Source organism: Companilactobacillus farciminis KCTC 3681 = DSM 20184 (assembly GCF_002706745.1).
GTDB lineage: Bacteria > Bacillota > Bacilli > Lactobacillales > Lactobacillaceae > Companilactobacillus > Companilactobacillus farciminis.
The window spans coordinates 444,759-465,086 of sequence record NZ_CP017702.1 but is presented as its reverse complement, the minus strand read 5'-3'; the positions used below and the strand labels follow the sequence as shown (position 1 = coordinate 465,086).

Sequence of the window (20,328 nt, the reverse complement as noted above, 5' to 3'; positions counted from 1 at the left end):
TAACTTAATCTTATTTGGAAAGGTTTAAACATGTCGTCTATCTTAAAGAATAAATACTTCAAAATAACCATTATTACTATCATTACTTTAGGCATTTTTGCCATTGCTAGTTTTCTTTCTATCTATCAAACTGAATTTTATCATAATTCCATCTGGTCGTTTTTAGGTCCGAGCGATAATCGTTTCCACATGATGCGAATTGAAGGATTATATCAGTCGATTCTTAGACACGATTACTTTCCAGTCATCAACATGTCATTCATGGATGGATTCGGATACATCTCAAATATTTTTTATTCGGACTTTTTACTCTATCCGGTCGCTTTGATGAAACTACTAGGATATTCCACCGCTCAAGCAATTGCTCGTTATTACGTCCTTTTAAATTTCTTGACCTTCGGTGTATCTTTCTTGTGCTTCTACAAAGTTCAAAGAAAGTACTGGAACAGTTTAGTTTTCAGTTTCGTCTATACGCTTTCTAATTATCGTTTACATGACTTATTGTTCCGTCACGATCTCGGTGAAGTTGGAGCATTCTTGTTCTTACCAGTTGCGATGCTAGGAATTTACGAAATTTTCTACGGTGAACGTAAACGAAACTGGCTCTTCTTAACTTTCGGGATGACGGGGATTATTTATTCTCACGCTCTCTCACCAGTTTTAGTCGCCATTTTAATTGTTATCGTCGCTCTTAGCCAAATTCCTGAATTAAAACTACACCCTAAACGTCTACTATCACTGCTTTGGGCTACTATTTGTTCAGGACTGTTGAGTGTCGGCTATTTCCTACCAATGTTAGAACAGCTCAAGCACACCACGTTCCAATTAACAAAATCTAAGAGTATTTTAGTCAAAGGTTCCAGCAGCCTGCAAGATAGTTTCAACTGGAGTCTAAGTAACATCATCGACAATCCCAACATCGGTTTGGTTTTGTTATTAGCATCAGTAATCATTATCGTTTCGGCTCACAAGATTCAAAATAAAGCTATCAGACATTTTTCAATTATCGGTGTAGCGACTTTCATCTGTTCAAGTTCAGTCTTCCCTTGGATTTTATTGAACAAAACACCGCTCAAGATGATCCAATACACTTGGCGCTTTGACATGATAACGACGATTCTTCTGGCAATTTTCGTCGCTAGTGATCCGTTAAATATCTTAAAAGGTAAGACGATCAAAGGATTATTAGTAGCCTTCGTCTTGTTATTGTCGGTCTCTTCTGGCTATCGACTCATCCAAAGCTACACAGCCGCTCTAATTCCCTATTCTGAGTACAACAAGATGTCGCCCTACAGTATTGGTGGCGGACAGGAATACTTGCCAGTAGGAACTAATACGACTACTTTGGAACATACTAAACACCAACCTAAGGTCGTTTCTGGTAAAGCTAAAATTACTGATTTCAAACAATCTGGCACAAAACTGACTTTCAATTTCAAGAATGCTAAAAACGCTCAAGTCAATCTACCAATTATCGGTTATTATGGTTTCCAGTCAAAGAATTCTACCGGACAAGTTTCTAAATTAACAATGGACAAACAACATAACAACCTAGCTAAAATCACTCTCAACGGCAAAGGAAAAGTCATAGTTGATTATTATGAAACAAATATCCAGAAATCAGCTCGTCACTTCTCAGCCATCTCTCTAGTCATAATGATATTAATCATGATTGCTTATCCATTTAGAAATAAAATCAAACCACTACTACTCAAATTAAAACCTAAAAATGAAGAAAAGCCTATCTAAAAATAGATAGACTTTTTTATTTGATGTGATAGCCATAAACTTTTCCAATATCGAAATACTTAGCAACCCAGAGATTCATCAACTGATCCGATGGTTCATCCAAAGTAAACGTCTGGTAAGTCGCATTATAAGTACTCTTCGCAACTGGCAAAATTGGCACGTGAGCGCTGTTTTTGCCCTCTTTTTTGGCAGTGAGAATCTTTTCGTACTGCATTTTATTAACCTGATAACTCTGATTGATATCTTGATAAGCTGGCACATAACTTCTGACAAACAAAATTATCATTAGAATCGACAAGACTGGCAGCACTAATTTAACCTCGCTGAAGAGTGCATAAACGGGAATAAATAAAGCAATTCCTAAGAAAATAACTCCTCCAAAGAAAGTCCTTTGCGGTTCTTCTGGGGATAACGCCATCGCATAAACTGCCGCAAAATGCCCGACCATGAAGAAGATAATCGACCAGCAACTATCGATCGATAACTTTTTCAAAACTACTCCGGCAATCATCAAGACAATCACCAACAAATAGAGCCACTTCCAATTATCGAAAGTTAGATTATAAATATTTTCGAGATTCTTGTGGACAACTGGCCAAGTTCGACTCATCATACCACGCTTTTGTGAACCGGGAGATATTAACATGAGTAAGAAACCTACTGCACCGAAAAACACACTGATTGAACTTACTAAGCTGATTTTATGAGTTTCGATAAAACGTTTGATCATAAATAATAAGACAATCAAAATTGCGGCTGGACCAGAGTTCTCGTTACTAGCTCCAGCTAAGAAACCAATGATTCCTGCCGCAACGAATGTCTGTAAACTAGCTTCTCGAAACTTCAAGTTGTACATGATAAAGCCGAGATAAATCACACTCATCCACAAGTAATTACCCGCTCCAGACACCCAAAGAACCGATTGCCCGAAGAATGGCAAATAAAACCAAGTAAAAGCAAAAATCGATGGCAGAACAAACGCCTGAGCTTTCTTATTAGATAATTTACTGGCAAATCTATCCATCATCATGATTAAAATTACAAAAATCAAACTGTTACAAATATCAAACGGAATCTTAGTATCAAATTGCATGAAGTATTGCACGATCGAATGAGCTACAAACCGACCATTCCAAAGGAAATAATGATTCCACATCGAAGCTGGTATCAACAACGTAGAAATCTTTTGCTGATGAGCAATCTCAGTTGGCGACGACGTCTGATAGAAAAAGTGGTAGACATAATCGTCAGCGATGTATAAGGTCTTTAAATTCAAAATTAATACAAAAATGAAAATGGTCAGGAGAATTATCAGTGACCATTTGTTACGCTTACATTTCAAATATAAGCTGTTCACTAAATTTCTGATAACAAAATACCACCCTTGCAAAGATAACTTCTCTCAAAATTATAATTCATTGGAGTGGAAATTTGAAGAAATCAAAGAAAGACATTAAAAATACTATAAATAAATTAAATCTCAATTCTCAAGGAAATATTAATTTGAACAATTCAATATTTCTAAACAACTTCTCAATATCTCACGATTATTTACAATTACTATAAACAATTTTTTCCTAGTCCTAGTAATATTCTCAAATAACATTTTAGTTGAGTCGTAATAACTATCCTCACTACTATTTAACTTACCATTTTCATCGTAATAAAAATTTTTTCCCATAAAAACAGCGACTCTATCAAATTCTTGACCAATTACCTTATGCGAATTTAAATCACTATACTCTAATTGATCAATATATTCCTCATTATATAACGATGTTGTCAAACTAATTACTTTCCATCCGCCTCTTTCCAATCTAGTACCAAATGAACGAGCAACTGTTTCATTGCCAAAGTATTCAATATAAATGTTTTCTTTTTTTACATTTTTAGAATCAATTTTTTTATTATCAAATAGTTGTTTTATAAACGTGGAGACCTCCTTATTTGTTATTATCTTTTGGGTTACTTTAAACTCCTTTTTCAATAAATTACATTCTTTCAATTTATTAAATGTTTTTTCCTTATTTTCCCAAGAACCAAGCCATTGATTAGTATCACCACAAAAAAGTGTCTTGCCTTTAAATTTACTAAAGTCAGTAATAATTTCTTCAACATTTGATGCTCTTTGAAATTCATCAAAAATTACCACATCATAATTGTTAAACTCAATAAATTTATAACTTTTAATCGGAGAAATACTCCATCCATTACTATTTAATTCTTCCTGTCCATCATTCAAATTGGCACAATGAATTATTTTGACCTTCTTTTCTTTCTCCATTTCCTCATACGCAATATCATAAGCTAACAATGTTTTCCCAGTTCCTGCACCTCCCTGAAGAGAATACATTCCAATACCTCCATTTAAAAAAGTCTTTTCTATTTCTTGTTGGTTCTGGGTTAAAAAGTACTTATGCTCTAAAAATAATTCTGTAGAATTAAATGGTGATATCAAATAATTGCTTGGATCACAAATAACTGATAAATCTACTTCCCTACCAGTGAGTATCAAATCTCTCTGCATGCGACCAGGAGTAACTTCATTTAGTGCTCCATCTTTCAATTCATATATCTTAAAATTGTTTTCATACTCTTTTACCGCAGTATATAAATGAACATCACTATAGTTTTTAAACATTTTTAAATAATACAAATTCTTCTGAAGTTGTCTCTTTATCTTTTCCTCAGAAATCATTTTACTTTTTAATTCAATATTCAAAATATAGTCACTTGTAAAGCGTAATAAATCGAATTCTTTATTAATTTGAGGTATTTTGAATCCAACATAAAAATTAGATAATTCTACAGCAGGCTTCAAGTAATCAAATAAAAGTTTGGTATCATTTATCTCCTTACGTTCAAATTGTTTGTCCATATTCAAAAAGATCCTATATTCATCCAATAATTTTTCATTATCTAAAATATCAAACAATGATTCTAAATTCACAGGTCGTAACATACTTTTACCTCGATATTATTTATTAATTCAATAATATCTCACTTAAAAAATTTAACAAAAAAAGATATCGACCTGTGTCGATATCTTCTTAACTATTATTTAACACCTTTAACTTTCAAAGTGTATTTATTGTAACTAATCTTACCTTTAAAGTTCTTTTGTGATTTAGCAAATTTGAAAGCCTTCTTGAAGTCAGACTTCTTAACTTTGTGAACCTTCTTGAACTTAATTTCCATATCAGTAATGTACTTAGCACCCTTATCGTTAATACCAAAATCTCTTAAGGCAGCTTGAGCAGCACCGTAGCCCATTACTTTGTTGATATTCTTAATTTCAGTATTAAGAACACTAACTAGAATTTGAGTTGAAGAAGCATTCTTCTTAGTAAAGTCTTTGTTGGCAATCAAAACTTGTCCGTTATCTTTACCAGTCTTTTGACGATTCAATACTTTGGCACTATTACCCTTGGCATTACTGATTGAAGGGTCTTCCAAGACGGCGGCATCGATATCACCAGACTTCAAAGAATCAACACGAGTACTGTCGGCATCAATTTGTTTAACCTTAACACTTGAGTACTTAACCTTGTTCTTCTTCAAAATCTTCTTTAAGTATTGTTTTGAACCAGACTTCTTGTCGATAGCAATCGTCTTGCCCTTAAGATTTTTAATCTTCTTGTACTTCTTGTTAGCAACTAGACCATAGTAACCAGGCAAAGTACCAACAATCTTCCAAGTAGAATTCTTTTTGGCAATTGATGCAAAACTTACTAAATCGGTAGTAGCAAAGTTAACATCACCATTAGCGATAGCATCATTCAATTCCTTATTAGAATCATATGATTTCACATCAGCTTCGATATTGTTACGACTAAAATCAGTAGCTTCTTTGGCCATAACAGCAGGCATTGCAGCAGTATTCTTGATTGTTCCGATAGTGATCTTATCATTACCATTTGCATCAGCAGCTTGGGCAGTTAAACTCATAAATGGCAATGATCCGACAATCAAAAGTACAGTCGCAATCATGATAGCAATTTTTTTCAAATTACGTGACATAATAAACTCCCTTTTCTATAAAAGTACACTAGTTCAGTGTAAACTTTTACAGTAATAAAAACCATATTTCAGTACATTCTTATTAATTTTTTAGATAAAAAAAGACCCGCTTACGCGAGTCTTTTTGAAATTATACTAACTAATGATTAGTATGCTGAGTAGTTTACACCACTACCAGCTTGTACCCATTCACCAGTAGCAACGTGGTATACAGTAACTCCAGCAGCGTTAGTTGCCTTCTTATCTGTAAACCATGCTGAATCACCAGTCAAGGCACGGTTAGCAATTTGTCCACCATTGTTGTCGTATAGGAAGTATACGAATGATGAAGGACCATCAAGTGTAACTTTACCATTCAAAGCTTGTACGTCAGTGTATTCACCTTCGTCAGTTGTAGCTTTGTCTGAGAATGTTACATCATCAGCGTCAATCCATTCACCAGTAGCAACACGGTATTGCTTGTTACCATTGTTGTCTGTACGAACTTTGTCAGTAACCCAAGCAGTGTTCTTTGCAAGAGCACGGTTTGTAATTGTGTTATTGTCGTCATTCTTCAATGTATAGTATGAGCTATCAGCTTTAGTTGTAACAACACCTGAAACATCTTCTGTTGTCCAGCTAGCATTTTGTGAAACGTGAACTTCACGAATAAATGTTAGTGTACCAGCATTTGCTGGATCTGCATCTGTAGCAGTTGCAGCAGTTGCTTTCAAAGTACCATTAGCAACAGCACTCAATGCTGAACCATTAACAGTAACTGAATAGTCATCTTGACCAGCAATATAGTTATCAACGATTGTCTTTGCATCGTTAGTACCTAACTTACCACTCTTGATAGCAATAGTTACAGGTTGATAGTAAGTTTTATCTTCATCACCAAATGTTGAATCTGAATATACATCAGTAGCATCTGCAGCAATTGCACCAGCAAATGACTTGTAAAGTGCACCAGCTGAGGCTTGATCACTATCTAATTCAACAGCATTACCATTCTTGTCAGTAACTTTTGCATCGATTGTTGATGAAAGACTTGCATTAACAGTCTTTGAACCATAAGCTACTTCCAATGGATTTGTGTATGTAACAGCCAATGACTTAACAGCTGAAACAACATTATCATTTGTTAATGTAAATGTACCTGTAACAGGTGTTTGTGCGTCACCATCAGTATTGTTATACTTAATAGTATATGCATACTTGATGCTTCCGTTATCTGATGCAACTGAAGCAGCCAATTTAGCATAGTCACCACTGTTAATCTTGTTACCATTTGCATCCACAGCACTAACTTTAACTTGAGCGTTAGCTTCAGCAAGAACATTCATATTAGCAGTTGATAGAGCCTTGCTACCCATAATAGGTAGAGCCATGAAATCTTCTGCTGACATATATGTATCGTATTGTGCACTTGTCAATGCTGTAGGATATGCACCATTAGTGTTATTGTCACCAAATGTTGTATCTGTTAGGACACCTTGAAGTGCTTTAACAGCTGTAGTAATATTGTCATCTGTAACACCTGCTTCAGCAGCTTGTACAGAAGTTGTACTTGAAACAACAGGAGCAGCAACTGGAGCAACAGCTAGAAGTGTAGCAGCAGCGATTCCTGCGTATTTAATAGATTTTTTCAATGTTAATCCTCCCCTGGACTACAAGAATTTATTATTTTTAATTGTCGTGGGGCTATCCCACTGACAACCATTATATGAAACTCCGGCTTTATAATCAACTCGAAATTAAAAACTCCCTTGTTTTGTAACATTCCTGTATTAAATATCACATTTCTGTAATATTTGGGCAGAAATCTGTACAAAGTTTGTAACTTTTTGATCAAAAATAATCATAAAATTACAAAAGTATTACAGACGTTACGTATACATGGAAACCAATAAACTCTAGTCAACCTAAATGAGCCTACTCTTATTCTAATCGAATTAAGTCGTAGGCTCAAGGTTTATCCCTTAAAAAGTTTAATAATTATGTCTAAATACTGAATAATTTTAGAATACTTTTGTTTCAGTGCGGTCAATATACTTGGCATCAACAACTTCTTGATAAAGTTCGACAGTATCCTTTTCAAAAAGCTTACTGGCACTGATTTTGTCCATTGCTTGGCGGACGGTGTTTTCATCGAGACCAGATTTGACGTAATTTAGTACGAGATTGCGTTTCTTACCTTCGGCTGTTTTGAATCTTAGTTGTAGTTTCTTCATATTAATTTCTTCCCTTCTTATTTAGGTACGTTTAGTCAGCGCTTAGTTCGTCGTGCTTGATTACTTCTGATCCTAGATAGGCATCCCCGTTTGACAATAGTTGCAAACCTTCGGCAAACATCTTGATTTGTTCTCTAGTGGGTTCTTCGATGATGTTGTTGTAAGTGAAGAATTTAATTCCATTAGGATAGTCTTTGTTTGCCATGATGATTTTGATTGATGTTCTTTTCCAACTCATTTTAAGTACCTTCTTTTTTATAATTTTGTAAGAACTTTTTGCCGGCTTAAGTAACTTACACATATAGTAACGATTGGAAGTATCCAAAACGGAAATTAATTTTGCATTTTTTTGGAACATGGTATAATTTGCCCAGTACTTATATGGAGGAATTAAAATGAAAAAAGCATTATTACTACTTACGACTGGATTTGCACTAGTCCTAGCTGGTTGTGGTAATTCTTCATCATCATCAAACAGCGCTAATAACAACGACAGTAAATACAAGACGGAAATGACTAAGGGGAATACTGCAGTAGACAATGGCAAGTATGCTAAGGCATCTGATCACTTTGAAGCTGCTACTAAACTCAAGAAGACTGACAAAGCATCTGCTTCTGAAAAACAAGCTGACAATCTAGTTAAGGCTAAGAGCTTGATGAACCAACGCAAGTTCTCTGACGCTAAGAAGGCTTTGAACAAGGTCATCGACCAAGACAACGGCAACAAGAAGATGACTTCTCATGCTAAGGATCTTAAGAAACAAGTTAACAAGATTCAAAAGAACCGTAACAACTACAAGTTAGATATCAAGAATGCTAAGGCTATGATCAAGGCTGGTAACGGCGACCAAGCTAAGTCATTACTAGAACAAGTTACTAAGGCTAAAGGTATCAAAGGTAAGTATTATTCAGACCTTTATACTCAAGCTAAGACTTTATTAGAATCAGTTCCTGAAACTTCAACTAATGACACAACTACAACTGATACTAATAATAGTAGTAACGATACAAATACCGATACTACTACTTCATCCGATGACCAAAGCGACAATCCTGCTGCTAAGGGTGACTTCGATGTTGAAAAACGTGAAGTTGGCGGCAAGGAAATCACTGATCAAGATATCGCCAATGCTAGACAACAATTGACTGACCAAGGTGTTAAGACAGTTGGTGCCTGGAGTGACAATGATATCATCCGTGCTATCAAGAATGCCCATGCCGATGGACGTACTACTATTCAACCTTCAGATGCTAAGGTTAGATAATTAGATATTTAGATATTTAAAAACCATGACTTCTATTTTGAGGTCATGGTTTTTTTACTGTTTTTTCCGGTATTCAAAAAATGATTTACGGATTTTTTTAAGCTATTTTAGAAATCCACGTTATAATACTTAGGTTAGATTTTTTTAAGGAGGGACTAATGAAAGCAAAACTTCAAAAGTACAAGCATCGTGCGGTTTTGATTGGTTGCGTGGTTATTTTGGCACTGGCCTTTCTCATCCCTCAAATGTATCGTAACGCCCACTCTGCTCCTTATTGTTACTCTTCGGGAACGCAGATTACTTTGCAAAATAAAGATACGCATAAATTAAATGATTATCAAAAACAACAATTTACGAAAATGGTCCGACTGGCAATCGATAAAAATGACGGGCCGTTTGACTGGTCTAAGTACAAAACTGTTTCGATGGAAGTTTATAAGATGAAGAAACCGTCTGTTTATGGAATTATTTATAAAATCAGACCTCGCTTCCATCAAGAAAACACCATCACTAATTCCGTTATCATCAAACTCTCCGACCGTGATCTGAAGACTTATCACAAATTTTCGATTCAAGGATATTCTTCTGATTTCTCAAATTATCTAAATTAATTTCTAAAGAAATAGTAATGTTTGTCTTAACTGTTTTTAAAATAGGTTGTAAAAAACCGAATTGCATTATAGTTTAAGGTGAACCGCAAAATAATTACAGGAGGTTAAACGATGAAAAAGAACACAGCTTTAATTGGTTCGGCGTTAGCTTTGTTAATCGCTCCAAGTGTCCTGTCTAATTTGTCACCTCAAACCGTAAAGGCATCGGTCCCTGATCGAGTCGATTTAGTGGGAACTGTCAACGGTAGCGGTGTTTTAGTTGATGACCAAGGACAAGCTATTACTAGTACTTTCTTACCCAACAATAGTTCCTGGAAATTGGGCAGCACTAAATATCTCAATGGCGTACTTTATTATCAAGTTGCCACGAATGAATGGATTGCTGCAAGTAGTCTAAACGTTTCTCAGACACAAGCTCAAGCACAGACACAAGCAGCTGCCCCATTTACTACTAGTGGACAAGTTGCGACTGCTAAATGGAACAGTGCTGTTATCAACAGTCAAGGCGCAAAAACTGGTGTAACTTTGCCAGCTGGTAGCACTTGGAATACTGGTACGACTATTATGATCAACGGAAATTCTTACGTCCAAATTGCGACTGATGAATACGTTGCGGTCGGTGATGTTTCAATCAACTCTGCTACTCAAGCCGCAAATACCAATGATCAACAAGTTGTCGGAACAGTTGTTAATGGTCCAGCCGATGTCTACGATACTTCGATGGATTCTTTCTCCGGTCGTCAATTGCAAGATGGCTCTTCTTGGAAGGTCAACCAGATGGTTCAAAATAAGTACGGCTATACCTTCTATCAAGTTTCTAACAATGAATGGACACAAAGTACCAATATGCAATTAAACGACGCTGGTCAACAAAAACAAGCAACTAGCGAACCAGAATTTGCTACATCAGTTACACAATAAACGGGATTCGTTATATTTAAATTTTTATATTTCACAATTTCTTCACATTTAGTGTTTATTATAGTAATTGGTAAACAAGAATACTTGCATTTACTATAATGAGAAATTTAATAAACAAACTAATATAACCACCCTCCCTGATATTTATGGCTCTTTGTCAAATCGTATTGATGAATGATTTTGAGCTCATTGAGCATCCTCACCGAGGATGCTCTTTTTCTATGCACAAATCAGTTTTATTCTCTTAATAAAGTGTTCAAGATTTCTAAAGCCATAGGAATTTCTTTTTAGTTTCTTTATCTTTCCAATGGTGCCCTCTAGAGGGCCATTGGAGTATGGCAATAAGCAACTATTTTTTACATAATTTTTATTTTTTCGTAACGTTGTAATGGCTGTATCCATTGCAGTCCCATTTCTTTTATATCCAGAAATAGTTTCCTGAAGTAAGTCTATGTCGTGGTACCTTATCGATCTTTGAATACTCTGGTAAGTATCATAGGCCTCCTTGAAAATTGGTATTTCATCAGTAGCTATATCGATGGCATTTTGAATAGTCATGAATTCATTTATACCGACAATAAATTTTATATGGGTATCGTCTACATCTTCCTCTGGAAGATGATATAGACGCCAATCAGATTTCATTGCTTTGTATATACGAGATTTTTTATCAGGTAATTTTTTTAAAGAATTGATACGTACTTGATCTAGGGCTCTACTACAAAGTTGAACTATATGAAACCTATCTACGACAATGCGAGCGTTTGGGAATATACGATGAACGACTAATTGATAATTGGCATTTAAGTCGATTGATACAGTTTTTACAGCTTGTCGTTCTGATAAGCTGTAACTGTTTATAAAATGTTCAGTTATTGTTTTAGACAGCCTGTTACGTATCAATTCGACCAATCTATGTGTATCCGCATCGATAGCGATAAATGTAAAAATATTTTTTACGGATCGAAACTCATCAAAACAAAGATTCTCTGGCAAATGCACACATCTAGTAGGAATTTTGGTATTACTATATAGAATTCTACTTACAGTATTGGCTGAAATGCCAATGATTTTAGCTATTGATGACAGAGTGAATGATTCCTTAGCCATGGAAAAGATTCTATTCTTGATCTGTTTGGTCATAGTATGATTTTTAATCAGTAGATCACTGTGAGCACCGCAGGTGCTTCCACAGTTCCTACACAAAAATCGTTGCTTTTTTAGTACTAGGTGGTACTCGATACCATTAAAGCTAGCTAATCTTGCATTAGTAGTTCTTTTACCGTTTTTAACTAGTGTATTCATTCCACATTGAGGACATCTATGTAAAGAATAGGAAAGTTCAGCATTTACTATTTTAATGTGTTTTATAACGCCACGTTTTTTTATCTTGGCATCCTTTACTGAAACATTTTTTATATTATTGTCTTTTATGTCTAGTGCACATAGTATAGAATTGTCTTGGGACATCATTGTTCACTCCTGTTTGATTTGGTTTGGTCGCTTAAATCTTAACACGAGAACAGTGATGTTCTTTTTTTATTTCAAAGAGTATAAAAAAACTGGTATTGATTGTTCATCAATACCAGAAAGTTTAGAACCATATTTATGAAGTCTCCTATATATAGGAGGCTTTTTTGTTTTGTCTAAAAACAATTCATGCTTGTCCCAAAGTACATATGTATTCACATGTGTATTCACCAATGCTATAATTTAATAAGATTTTGAAATGGAGGATGGCCCTATGGAAAAATATGTAAAAGCTAGAAAGCAAGGAAATTCCATTGTTGTTACAATTCCGAGTAACCTAGCTGTAGCCCCCGGAACTCAGTATAAAGTTGAAAAAAAAGATAATGGCGAATTAATTCTTAAACCTTCAAAAAATATGGCAACTAGTTTAGACGGCTTATTTGAAGATTGGCATGGAAGCTATCAGCGTGCGCATGATCTGAATGACTGGGAAAATACAAAGCCAATAGGAGAAGAATTATGGTAAATATGCCCAAAAATGGAGAAATCATTTACATTGATTTCGATCCATCTGCTGGAGCTGAAATACAAAAAAGGAGGCCTGCTGTGGTTGTTAGCAATAATCAGCTGATGGCTACTTCCCCATTTGTATGGGTTGTCCCTATATCACATGGTAAGTTCAATGGGGAAGATTATCCTTTGCATGTACATTTAGATAAACGAACTAAAATGGATGGCACGATTTACACTGAGCAGTTAAAATCTTTTGATTACATCAACAGGAATTGGCAATTTGTGGAGCAACTACCAACGGATTTAAGAGAGGAAGTTCAAAACAAGATACAATTAGTTGTTCAATTTAATAATGATTAGGTAGTTTTATGAAACTTGGGCAAGAATAGCTTTAGCGTTAAAGATTACTTTCGAGGATTTATGTCACAGTTCCTTTTTTATTTTCCTTTTGATTTAAGGAAATATCATTCTATAATTAATCTTATTAAGGGGTGTGGGATATGACTGTGGAAAATGATTTACATCGGATAACTAAAAAGATTGACGATTTCAATGATGAAACAAAACTCAATTTGAAATTACACGTTGAACATGAAGCCCAAACGCATCGCAGAATTTTGCCAACTGGTTTCTTCTATGGTGCAGTTCACGAGGAGATCCAAGCCATAGTAGATGAACGGATGCACGACTTTACGAAAAATACCGACTTGAAGCCACAAGAGTTGTACGTCTACTTGCAAGAAGAGATCAAGCAAAACCCTACTTTGTCAAAACGACAATTACATTATTTGGCATATAGCCACCTCGAGAGAATTACTACCAACAAATTTCTCAAAAAAATCTATAAAACGATGAAAAAGAGGATGAGATAATGGGGAAACTAAATAACAACCACATTTCAAAAATTTTCGTCAACTTTACTGCCAAACAGATGACTAATTTCGTCTCCAGTAAAGAATTCAAGAAACGCGTGATGGATTTCATCTTCAATGCAGTTGATGATGTGGTGACGATTGTTTACGATGAAGCACACAAAAAATAAGGAAGATTCCTAATAGAATCTCCCTTATTTTTATATTCATGTTATATATTAAATATTTCTAAAAAAATGCATAAAAAAATCCTTTAGGCTTCTTATTTCAGAGCCTAAAGGAAAATTAAAGATTTATTATTTTTTAAGGTTTTTCTCGATCCAGTCACGGACGTCAGCATCCTTCATATCAAGGAATGGTTTCTCCGCTTCTTCGGTCTTAACTGTGTCATGATTGTTGTTCTCCATGAAATAATCCCAGATTGCGTCACGAACAACTGTCTTATCATCGCTCCAGTCGAAAGCCTCACTCATCTTTAGGTTTAGTACTTCTGGTTCTTTTGCAATGGCTGCATCAGCCATCTTTGATGGATCTACTTCTGCCATATTTTCAACAACCTCCTTAGTTACAAGCTCATTATAGTTCTAATTTGAAAAAGTGACACACTAAATGCCCATATTTTTTTACAATTTATTTAATTGGCATAATTTTTATACTGATAAGAGTTGATACAACTTGATTTTATAAATAAATTGTACCTTTTATACAAAATGTATAACAAATTCAATTGATTTTTGAGTTTCCATATGCCCATATCCATGCTAAAATAGTTCTTGTATAAAATTATTCCGGGAGTTCTTACTCCTCCGTCGACAGTTTTCTCCTTACAGATCTGACTGACGACGCGCTAAAAACCGCCTTGTGGAAATTGGCGGTTTTTTGTTTGCTCTTATTTAGCTAAAACTAAAGATGCAATAAACTTCTGAATTCAGAAATTTATTGCATCTTTTATTTTGTCTTATTTATTTTTTTCAGCGTCATGCTTCTTGCCTAGAGTTGAATGGTGCATCCCGTAAGCAAAGTAGATAACTAATCCGATAGCGAACCAGATTCCAGCGTAGAGTTTAGCTTGAATATCTAGTCCCCAGAAAATGATTAGTGAGCCGATAAATCCTAGAGCTGGTAGCACTGGATAAAATGGCACTTTGAAGTCTGGCATGGCGATGTCTTTTCCTTCACGTTTTCTCAATGGATAAATTCCTAATGATACGAACATGAACGCAATCAACGTCCCGGCTGAAATCAATTGAGCTAAGAAGGCGAATGGACAAAAGGCACCGATTAAGATACCAACGATTGATAGAACTAATAGTGCGTGATTAGGAAGATTCTTGTCGTTCAACTTACCTAACCAACTTGGTAACATTCCGTCACGTCCGAATGAGTAAACTAGTCTTGAACCAGCTAACATCATTCCAATCAAAGCGGTGAACATTCCGATAACAGCAACAGCTTGGATAACACTGGCAACGATTGGATGACCGGCATGTCTTAGGGCCCAACCAACAGGTTCAGCGTTATTAGCGTAATCAGAGTACTTGAACATTCCAACTAGAACTAAAGCAACAGCAACGAACAAAACAACGGCAATCAATAATGATCCTAGGATTCCTCGTGGCATTGTCTTACCGGGATTCTTAGCTTCGGCAGAATTTGCGGCGATTGAATCAAATCCGATATATGATAGGAAGATCATTGAAACACCGGCGTAGATTCCTTGCCAACCACCAAAGGCAGTTCCGTCAGCGTTCAAACGATATTTTGGTATGAATGGGAAGTAATTTTCCACATGAATGGCAGTTAAACCAACGATGATGAAAGTTAAAACAGCTAAAACTTTTAAGACAACTAAAACATTTTCAACTTTAGCAGCACCACCGGCACCACGAGAAATCAACCATGCGACTGCGGCAATAACGACGACGGCGACGATATCAACGACACCACCGTTATTACCAAAGGTATTGGCAATCGCATTCGGGAAGTGGATTCCTAATGGTTCCAACAGCCCACGGAAATTGGCGGACAGCCCCGAACCAACGAAGGCTAAAGCGATGAAGTACTCGGCTAACAGGGCCCAACCAGCGACCCAACCGAAGAACTCACCGAACATAACATTGATCCACGAATACGCAGACCCGGCAAATGGCATTGCGGCAGCCATCTCCGCATAAGCAAAGGCGACTAACCCGGCAACGATAGCAGCCACGATAAATGAAAAGACCACTGATGGACCGGTATGTTGTGCGGCAACGACCCCTGGCAAAGTAAAGATTGATGTGGAAACGATTGTCCCGACACCCAAAGCCAAGAAATCCTTAACTGTTAAAACTCGAACTAAATGTGAATCTTTATCCTCATAAATACTCGGATCTTCTTTTAAGGTTAAACGTTTAAAAAAATCACTCATAAAAAATACACTGCTATACAAAATATGGAGAAATGTAAAAAATTAAATTTCCTACATTCAGAAAGGTTTGTATATTTCCTTTCTTTATTTTATTTATTGCCGTTATAACATTGATATCCCGACAACTCCACAAAGGAGTAACCGCATTGATCAACTATGACAATTTAAGGGATAAGCCACCCCCATTTATTACTTAAATCAAATCTAATAAATTTGCCACCGCATTTTTATCTCTATCAATTCTTGCACCACAGGAATAACAAACATAGTCAGAATGATTAGTATGATGCTTTAAATTCCCCTGTAATCCAAGCTTTTCATTTCCTCTTTTAACATAACCGCACTTAGAGCATCGTTGTGTCGATGGATATATTTGACTAGCTAAAATAACTTCTTTACCATACCATTCACACTTATATGATAAAACTTTACGAAAATACCCAAACAATGCTCTTTGTAGGCCCTTCGAAGCAACATGGCTCATTTGCATAGACTTAATATTTAAATCTTCAATAACAATTTTGTCATATTGAGCGACTAAATTAGATGTAAATTTTTGAATAATATCATGTTGAATATTAGCAGCTTTACGATAATCACGTTGTAACTTGTCTCTCATTACAATGTAATTATTACTCTTTGTAGCATTTCCACCATTAATCACTCTTTTTCGAGCTAAACATTTTTGATAAATTTTTATACGCTCATACAATTTAATTAAACCTTTTGGTAATGTATTAATTAACCCATTTGTATAATTAAAGTGTCCAACATTAACATCCACAGCGGTACTTTTTCCTGTCATAAGTTTATGTTTTATACATACTTCTAACGGAAAGCTAGCCCAATATTTTCCATTTTCTTTATAAACACTAACAGTCTTAAGTTGTCCATTTAAATTCACATGTTTACTAATATGAATATCGAACCACTGCTTTACTCCCAGAGGTTTATCTAAACGAAGCTTTCCATCAACAATTTTTGCACGATCAGTCTTAAAACCCTGACGGGACATTTTCTTTGATTTAAATTTTGGTTTCCCCCAATCAGGTAGAGATTTATCAAAATAATTTTTCCACGCAATACCCAAATCCACAATTGTTAGTTGTAAAGTTCTTGACGACAAATTAAACTGCCAATCCATTTTATTAAATACTAATTCATTTCGGACAGAATATACATTTGGAATAGGAATGCTGGAGTCAATGGTATGCAAATCATACATATCGTTCCATGTTTCTAGCGCCTTATTCCAACAATAACGACGATAATCACAAAGTTGATTTAAAACCACCTTCATGTGTTGGTTGGGATATAGTCGAACCTTTTGAGTACGAATTACAGTTATCAAACAATCTTTTTTTTGACCAACTTCATTCACTGACATAGTGTTCAATCTCCATATTTAATTTCTATGAACAGAATATCAATTTCAGGTTTTTTATTCTACATTTTCATACGGTATTTCATATAAAATTTAACTATCGTTAATTTCTCTTGATTACCAACCAATTTTTTCGTTACTTGGAATAATTACTTGATTATTTTCTGCGGCCGCAAATGCATCATCTAACACATTCAACGCTTTATCCAACTCGTCGTGCGTGATGACCAAAGGTGGTTGAAATCTCAAAATATTACCTTTCAGCGTAATCATAACAACTCCGTGTTGAAATGCATAATAAATAACTTTGTTGGCAAAATCAGGATCAGGAGTCTTTGTCTGACGGTCCTTGACTAATTCGATTCCCCCATCTAAACCATACATTCTCACATCGCCAATTTCTGGATAGTGCTTTTGCATTTCCAAAAATCTCTCTTCGGCGTATGCCCCTTCGACGTTGGATTTTTCCATCAACTGCTCTTCTTCCAAGACGTCCAAGGTTGCCATTGAAGCGGCACAACAGATTGGGTTTCCAGCAGTAGTAAAGACGTGTGCTGGTGAATCAAGACTCTGCATGATTTCCTTTTTTCCAATCGTGGCACTCAAAGGCATCCCTGAAGCTAGTGACTTACCTACGGACATCAAGTCGGGTTCGATATCCTTAAATTGTTGGTAGCTCCACATTTTACCCGTGCGACCCATTCCTTGATTGATCTCATCAACAGCAAACAAGATTCCGTTTTGGTGACAAAAATCATAAACTAGTTGCATGAATTCTTCGGGAGCTTTTCTAATTCCACCATCACCTTGAATTGGTTCAATCAAGACACAGGCTACTTCATCAGCTGGCAAGAAACTTTCAAAAGGCTGCTTGAATTCGTCGAAATATCTCAAAGCTACATCGTGTTCCGTTTCGTTCTCATATCGTCGATATAAGTCTGGATACGGTACGTGCACTACTCCGGGAAGTAATGGACCCATCTTGCGAGCCATGTTCAAGCTAACTCCAGAAAGTGTCATTGAGCCGTAAGTTGAACCATGATACGAATCCATGAAGGAAACGATGTAAGGACGACCGGTATAAGCTCTGGCAAATTTGATGATAGCGTCATTGGCTTCAGAACCAGAATTTGAAAAAGCCACTTGTTTCTCAGCTCCAGGAACTAATTTAGCCAAACGTTCAGCTAATTGTTGTCCGGGACGGTGATGAAAATAGGCAGGTGTGTAATGAATCAGTTTCTCGGCCTGCTCTTGAATTGCTTGCACGACTTTTTCATTCGTATGACCAACGTTAATGGCTGAAGCACTTGCCAACAAGTCGATATACTCGTTTCCATCTGCATCGACTAATGTTGCATTGTGTGCAGATTCGATGACAAGGTCATAATAATTGATTCGTGAAGATTTGGCGTAGTACTTATTCTCTTGCACAATCAATCGATGGTCCACCTCGTGATCATGATCTACTTTTTGCGTTGTCATAATGACACCCCCTATTAATTTTTATTGGTTGAAATATTGCTATTTTAATTGTTTTTTAATATACTTGCAAGATTTTTATTAAAGTTTTTGCTTACAGAATCAAGGAAAGACGTATGATTACCGTGGCTATAGGGATTGTGAAACATTTATATTTATTAAAAAGTTTTTAATTTTAGAGTGTGAATGTCTTAATATTAAAAAAAGCCGCTTCATTAGAGTGAAATTTCCATTCTAGTGAAACCGCTTATTTTAGAATAAATTACTTTTTAAATCTTCATAATCTGCTGTAGAAATGACAACAGGATAGATATTTTTGGGGGTCAATCCGGCAGTCGCACGTCTTAAACAATAAGTATGTTGATTAAGTCTTCTTTCCATCAGGAGATATTCTCTTCCAACGTGTCGCATATAAACATCGCGAAAGAGTTTTTTCCAAATTTCTTCATAGCCAACTGCCACTAGACGGACGTTAGTTTTAGCATCTTTGATCCGATCGACAACTTTTTTACTGATATTGTGCAATTCTTCGTTTTGACGTATCTCTTTGACCATATCTGAATACTCAATATTGCTATGAAATGCTTCATAATTCACGTAAGGATCGATGTTACAAATTTTTAATGAACTGATTCTTTCGATTAATTGCTCGGGGTTATCCCTTTGACTATACAAATCTCGCAAGACACTAATTTTGCCACTATTTCGGGCTGTCAAAAGTGGATAATAGTACGTCTCTAAGAAATAGTAATGATCTTCTTGAGCAGCTTTTTCTTTGACCAGTTGAGTCAGTTCATGTTGCAACTTTGCCTTGAAATTTCTTTCTAGCACTTTTTTGTCAGTTTCTGAATAATCTTTGGCAAAGTCGTTAAAAGCAGCCATTAAACGACGATATTCGTTATTTCTTCCTTGAACGCGTTCTTTATCGAGTTCTTCAAAAGAGTTGCCAGGAAGATAATATTTGGTGGTAGTTCCTTTGACAAACTCGTCAGTTTCTTCTTGGATTTCGTCTTTTATAGTTTGGGAAAGATGAATGCCGTAGTCTTCCGGCATTTCGACGTCTGAAACGACTCGCTCTGGTTTCTTAAAAACATCATCAGAGGAATAGTTTTCTCCATATTTGATAGTTGTGCCGAAACGATTGATGATTTTTTTGTAAACTTGTAGCTCTAATCCAGGAACTTGGTCCTGTTCTAGTAAGCGCTTAACTTCTGATATTAAAGCATGTTTAGGACTGCTCGACATGTTGTGGTCAAATTGGTCGAAGTCGTTTTGATAATGCCAGCCGCAAATGATTAAATCGGCGTTTTCTACCTCGCCATTGATAATCAAATTCACATCGTATTCAGTTGTCTGTTCCATTGTAACGTCCCCTTTTATCTCATTGATAGGGTCATTGTACAAATAATAAAAGACAAAAT

Annotated in this window: 20 protein-coding genes; 8 read left to right on the top strand and 12 right to left on the bottom strand. The window is 35.7% G+C overall.

What is annotated here, in order from left to right; all coding sequences use genetic code 11:
* Positions 1 to 30 precede the first annotated feature (30 nt).
* Positions 31 to 1,749 carry a 6-pyruvoyl-tetrahydropterin synthase-related protein gene (locus LF20184_RS02195; protein ID WP_029606587.1) on the top strand — a complete coding sequence of 573 codons (1,719 nt, stop codon included), beginning with the start codon at positions 31 to 33 and terminating at the stop codon, positions 1,747 to 1,749.
* 16 nt (positions 1,750 to 1,765) lie between these two features.
* Here the strand turns inward: LF20184_RS02195 and LF20184_RS02190 are convergent, their stop codons facing one another.
* The 6 genes from LF20184_RS02190 to LF20184_RS02165 all read right to left on the bottom strand — a co-directional run bounded on the left by LF20184_RS02190 (position 1,766) and on the right by LF20184_RS02165 (position 8,220).
* Entirely contained in the window at positions 1,766 to 3,106 is a 1,341-nt protein-coding gene (locus tag LF20184_RS02190) for a DUF3329 domain-containing protein (RefSeq protein ID WP_268869555.1), read from the bottom strand.
* A gap of 141 nt (positions 3,107 to 3,247) precedes the next feature.
* The gene (locus tag LF20184_RS02185) at positions 3,248 to 4,711 is read right to left on the bottom strand and encodes an ATP-binding protein (RefSeq protein ID WP_056945224.1); all 1,464 of its coding nucleotides are present in this window, start codon (positions 4,709 to 4,711) and stop codon (positions 3,248 to 3,250) included.
* A gap of 95 nt (positions 4,712 to 4,806) precedes the next feature.
* Complete coding sequence (locus tag LF20184_RS02180) at positions 4,807 to 5,769, bottom strand: ABC transporter substrate-binding protein (RefSeq protein WP_010020983.1); 963 nt, start codon at positions 5,767 to 5,769, stop codon at positions 4,807 to 4,809.
* Between the two features lie 146 nt (positions 5,770 to 5,915).
* Entirely contained in the window at positions 5,916 to 7,400 is a 1,485-nt protein-coding gene (locus LF20184_RS02175) for a hypothetical protein (protein ID WP_010020985.1), read from the bottom strand.
* A gap of 369 nt (positions 7,401 to 7,769) precedes the next feature.
* Positions 7,770 to 7,982: a DUF2922 domain-containing protein gene (locus tag LF20184_RS02170; RefSeq protein WP_010020986.1), complete on the bottom strand. Its 213-nt coding sequence runs from the start codon at positions 7,980 to 7,982 to the stop codon at positions 7,770 to 7,772.
* Positions 7,983 to 8,013: 31 nt separating this feature from the next.
* The gene (locus LF20184_RS02165) at positions 8,014 to 8,220 is read right to left on the bottom strand and encodes a hypothetical protein (RefSeq protein ID WP_010020987.1); all 207 of its coding nucleotides are present in this window, start codon (positions 8,218 to 8,220) and stop codon (positions 8,014 to 8,016) included.
* A gap of 157 nt (positions 8,221 to 8,377) precedes the next feature.
* Between LF20184_RS02165 and LF20184_RS02160 the strand changes: the two genes are divergently transcribed.
* The 3 genes from LF20184_RS02160 to LF20184_RS02150 all read left to right on the top strand — a co-directional run bounded on the left by LF20184_RS02160 (position 8,378) and on the right by LF20184_RS02150 (position 10,779).
* On the top strand, positions 8,378 to 9,247 hold the full coding sequence (locus LF20184_RS02160; RefSeq protein WP_010020988.1) for a lipoprotein: 870 nt from the start codon (positions 8,378 to 8,380) through the stop codon (positions 9,245 to 9,247).
* A 158-nt stretch (positions 9,248 to 9,405) separates the two neighbouring features.
* The gene (locus LF20184_RS02155) at positions 9,406 to 9,858 is read left to right on the top strand and encodes a hypothetical protein (protein WP_010020989.1); all 453 of its coding nucleotides are present in this window, start codon (positions 9,406 to 9,408) and stop codon (positions 9,856 to 9,858) included.
* Between the two features lie 111 nt (positions 9,859 to 9,969).
* Complete coding sequence (locus LF20184_RS02150; RefSeq protein ID WP_010020990.1) at positions 9,970 to 10,779, top strand: SLAP domain-containing protein; 810 nt, start codon at positions 9,970 to 9,972, stop codon at positions 10,777 to 10,779.
* A 219-nt stretch (positions 10,780 to 10,998) separates the two neighbouring features.
* Here LF20184_RS02150 and LF20184_RS02145 read toward each other — a convergent pair whose 3' ends face one another.
* The gene (locus LF20184_RS02145; RefSeq protein ID WP_157769878.1) at positions 10,999 to 12,249 is read right to left on the bottom strand and encodes an ISL3 family transposase; all 1,251 of its coding nucleotides are present in this window, start codon (positions 12,247 to 12,249) and stop codon (positions 10,999 to 11,001) included.
* A gap of 274 nt (positions 12,250 to 12,523) precedes the next feature.
* Between LF20184_RS02145 and mazE the strand changes: the two genes are divergently transcribed.
* From mazE to LF20184_RS12640, 4 genes are all read left to right on the top strand, one after another.
* Positions 12,524 to 12,775 (top strand): type II toxin-antitoxin system PemI/MazE family antitoxin, encoded by a 252-nt coding sequence (gene mazE, locus LF20184_RS02140; protein ID WP_010020994.1) that lies wholly within the window; start codon positions 12,524 to 12,526, stop codon positions 12,773 to 12,775.
* Positions 12,769 to 13,122, top strand: coding sequence for a type II toxin-antitoxin system PemK/MazF family toxin (locus LF20184_RS02135; RefSeq protein WP_010020995.1), 354 nt, complete (start codon positions 12,769 to 12,771; stop codon positions 13,120 to 13,122). Before mazE ends, LF20184_RS02135 begins: the two co-directional genes overlap by 7 nt.
* A 140-nt stretch (positions 13,123 to 13,262) precedes the next feature.
* Entirely contained in the window at positions 13,263 to 13,634 is a 372-nt protein-coding gene (locus tag LF20184_RS02130) for a hypothetical protein (RefSeq protein ID WP_010020996.1), read from the top strand.
* Positions 13,634 to 13,804, top strand: coding sequence for a hypothetical protein (locus LF20184_RS12640; RefSeq protein ID WP_010020997.1), 171 nt, complete (start codon positions 13,634 to 13,636; stop codon positions 13,802 to 13,804). The genes LF20184_RS02130 and LF20184_RS12640 overlap by 1 nt, the downstream gene beginning before the upstream one ends.
* A gap of 126 nt (positions 13,805 to 13,930) precedes the next feature.
* On the opposite strand, the gene LF20184_RS02125 is transcribed toward LF20184_RS12640, so the two are convergent.
* The 5 genes from LF20184_RS02125 to LF20184_RS02105 form a co-directional block, all read right to left on the bottom strand.
* A complete protein-coding gene (locus LF20184_RS02125) occupies positions 13,931 to 14,179 on the bottom strand; it encodes a P8 family protein (RefSeq protein ID WP_010020998.1) in 249 nt (82 codons plus the stop codon).
* A 413-nt stretch (positions 14,180 to 14,592) separates the two neighbouring features.
* Positions 14,593 to 16,044: an APC family permease gene (locus tag LF20184_RS02120; protein ID WP_010020999.1), complete on the bottom strand. Its 1,452-nt coding sequence runs from the start codon at positions 16,042 to 16,044 to the stop codon at positions 14,593 to 14,595.
* Positions 16,045 to 16,237: 193 nt separating this feature from the next.
* Positions 16,238 to 17,431 carry an RNA-guided endonuclease InsQ/TnpB family protein gene (locus LF20184_RS02115; protein WP_010021000.1) on the bottom strand — a complete coding sequence of 398 codons (1,194 nt, stop codon included), beginning with the start codon at positions 17,429 to 17,431 and terminating at the stop codon, positions 16,238 to 16,240.
* A 114-nt stretch (positions 17,432 to 17,545) separates the two neighbouring features.
* Entirely contained in the window at positions 17,546 to 18,910 is a 1,365-nt protein-coding gene (locus LF20184_RS02110) for an aspartate aminotransferase family protein (RefSeq protein WP_010021002.1), read from the bottom strand.
* Positions 18,911 to 19,159: 249 nt separating this feature from the next.
* Entirely contained in the window at positions 19,160 to 20,269 is a 1,110-nt protein-coding gene (locus LF20184_RS02105) for a hypothetical protein (RefSeq protein WP_010021003.1), read from the bottom strand.
* Between the last annotated feature and the right edge of the window lie 59 nt (positions 20,270 to 20,328).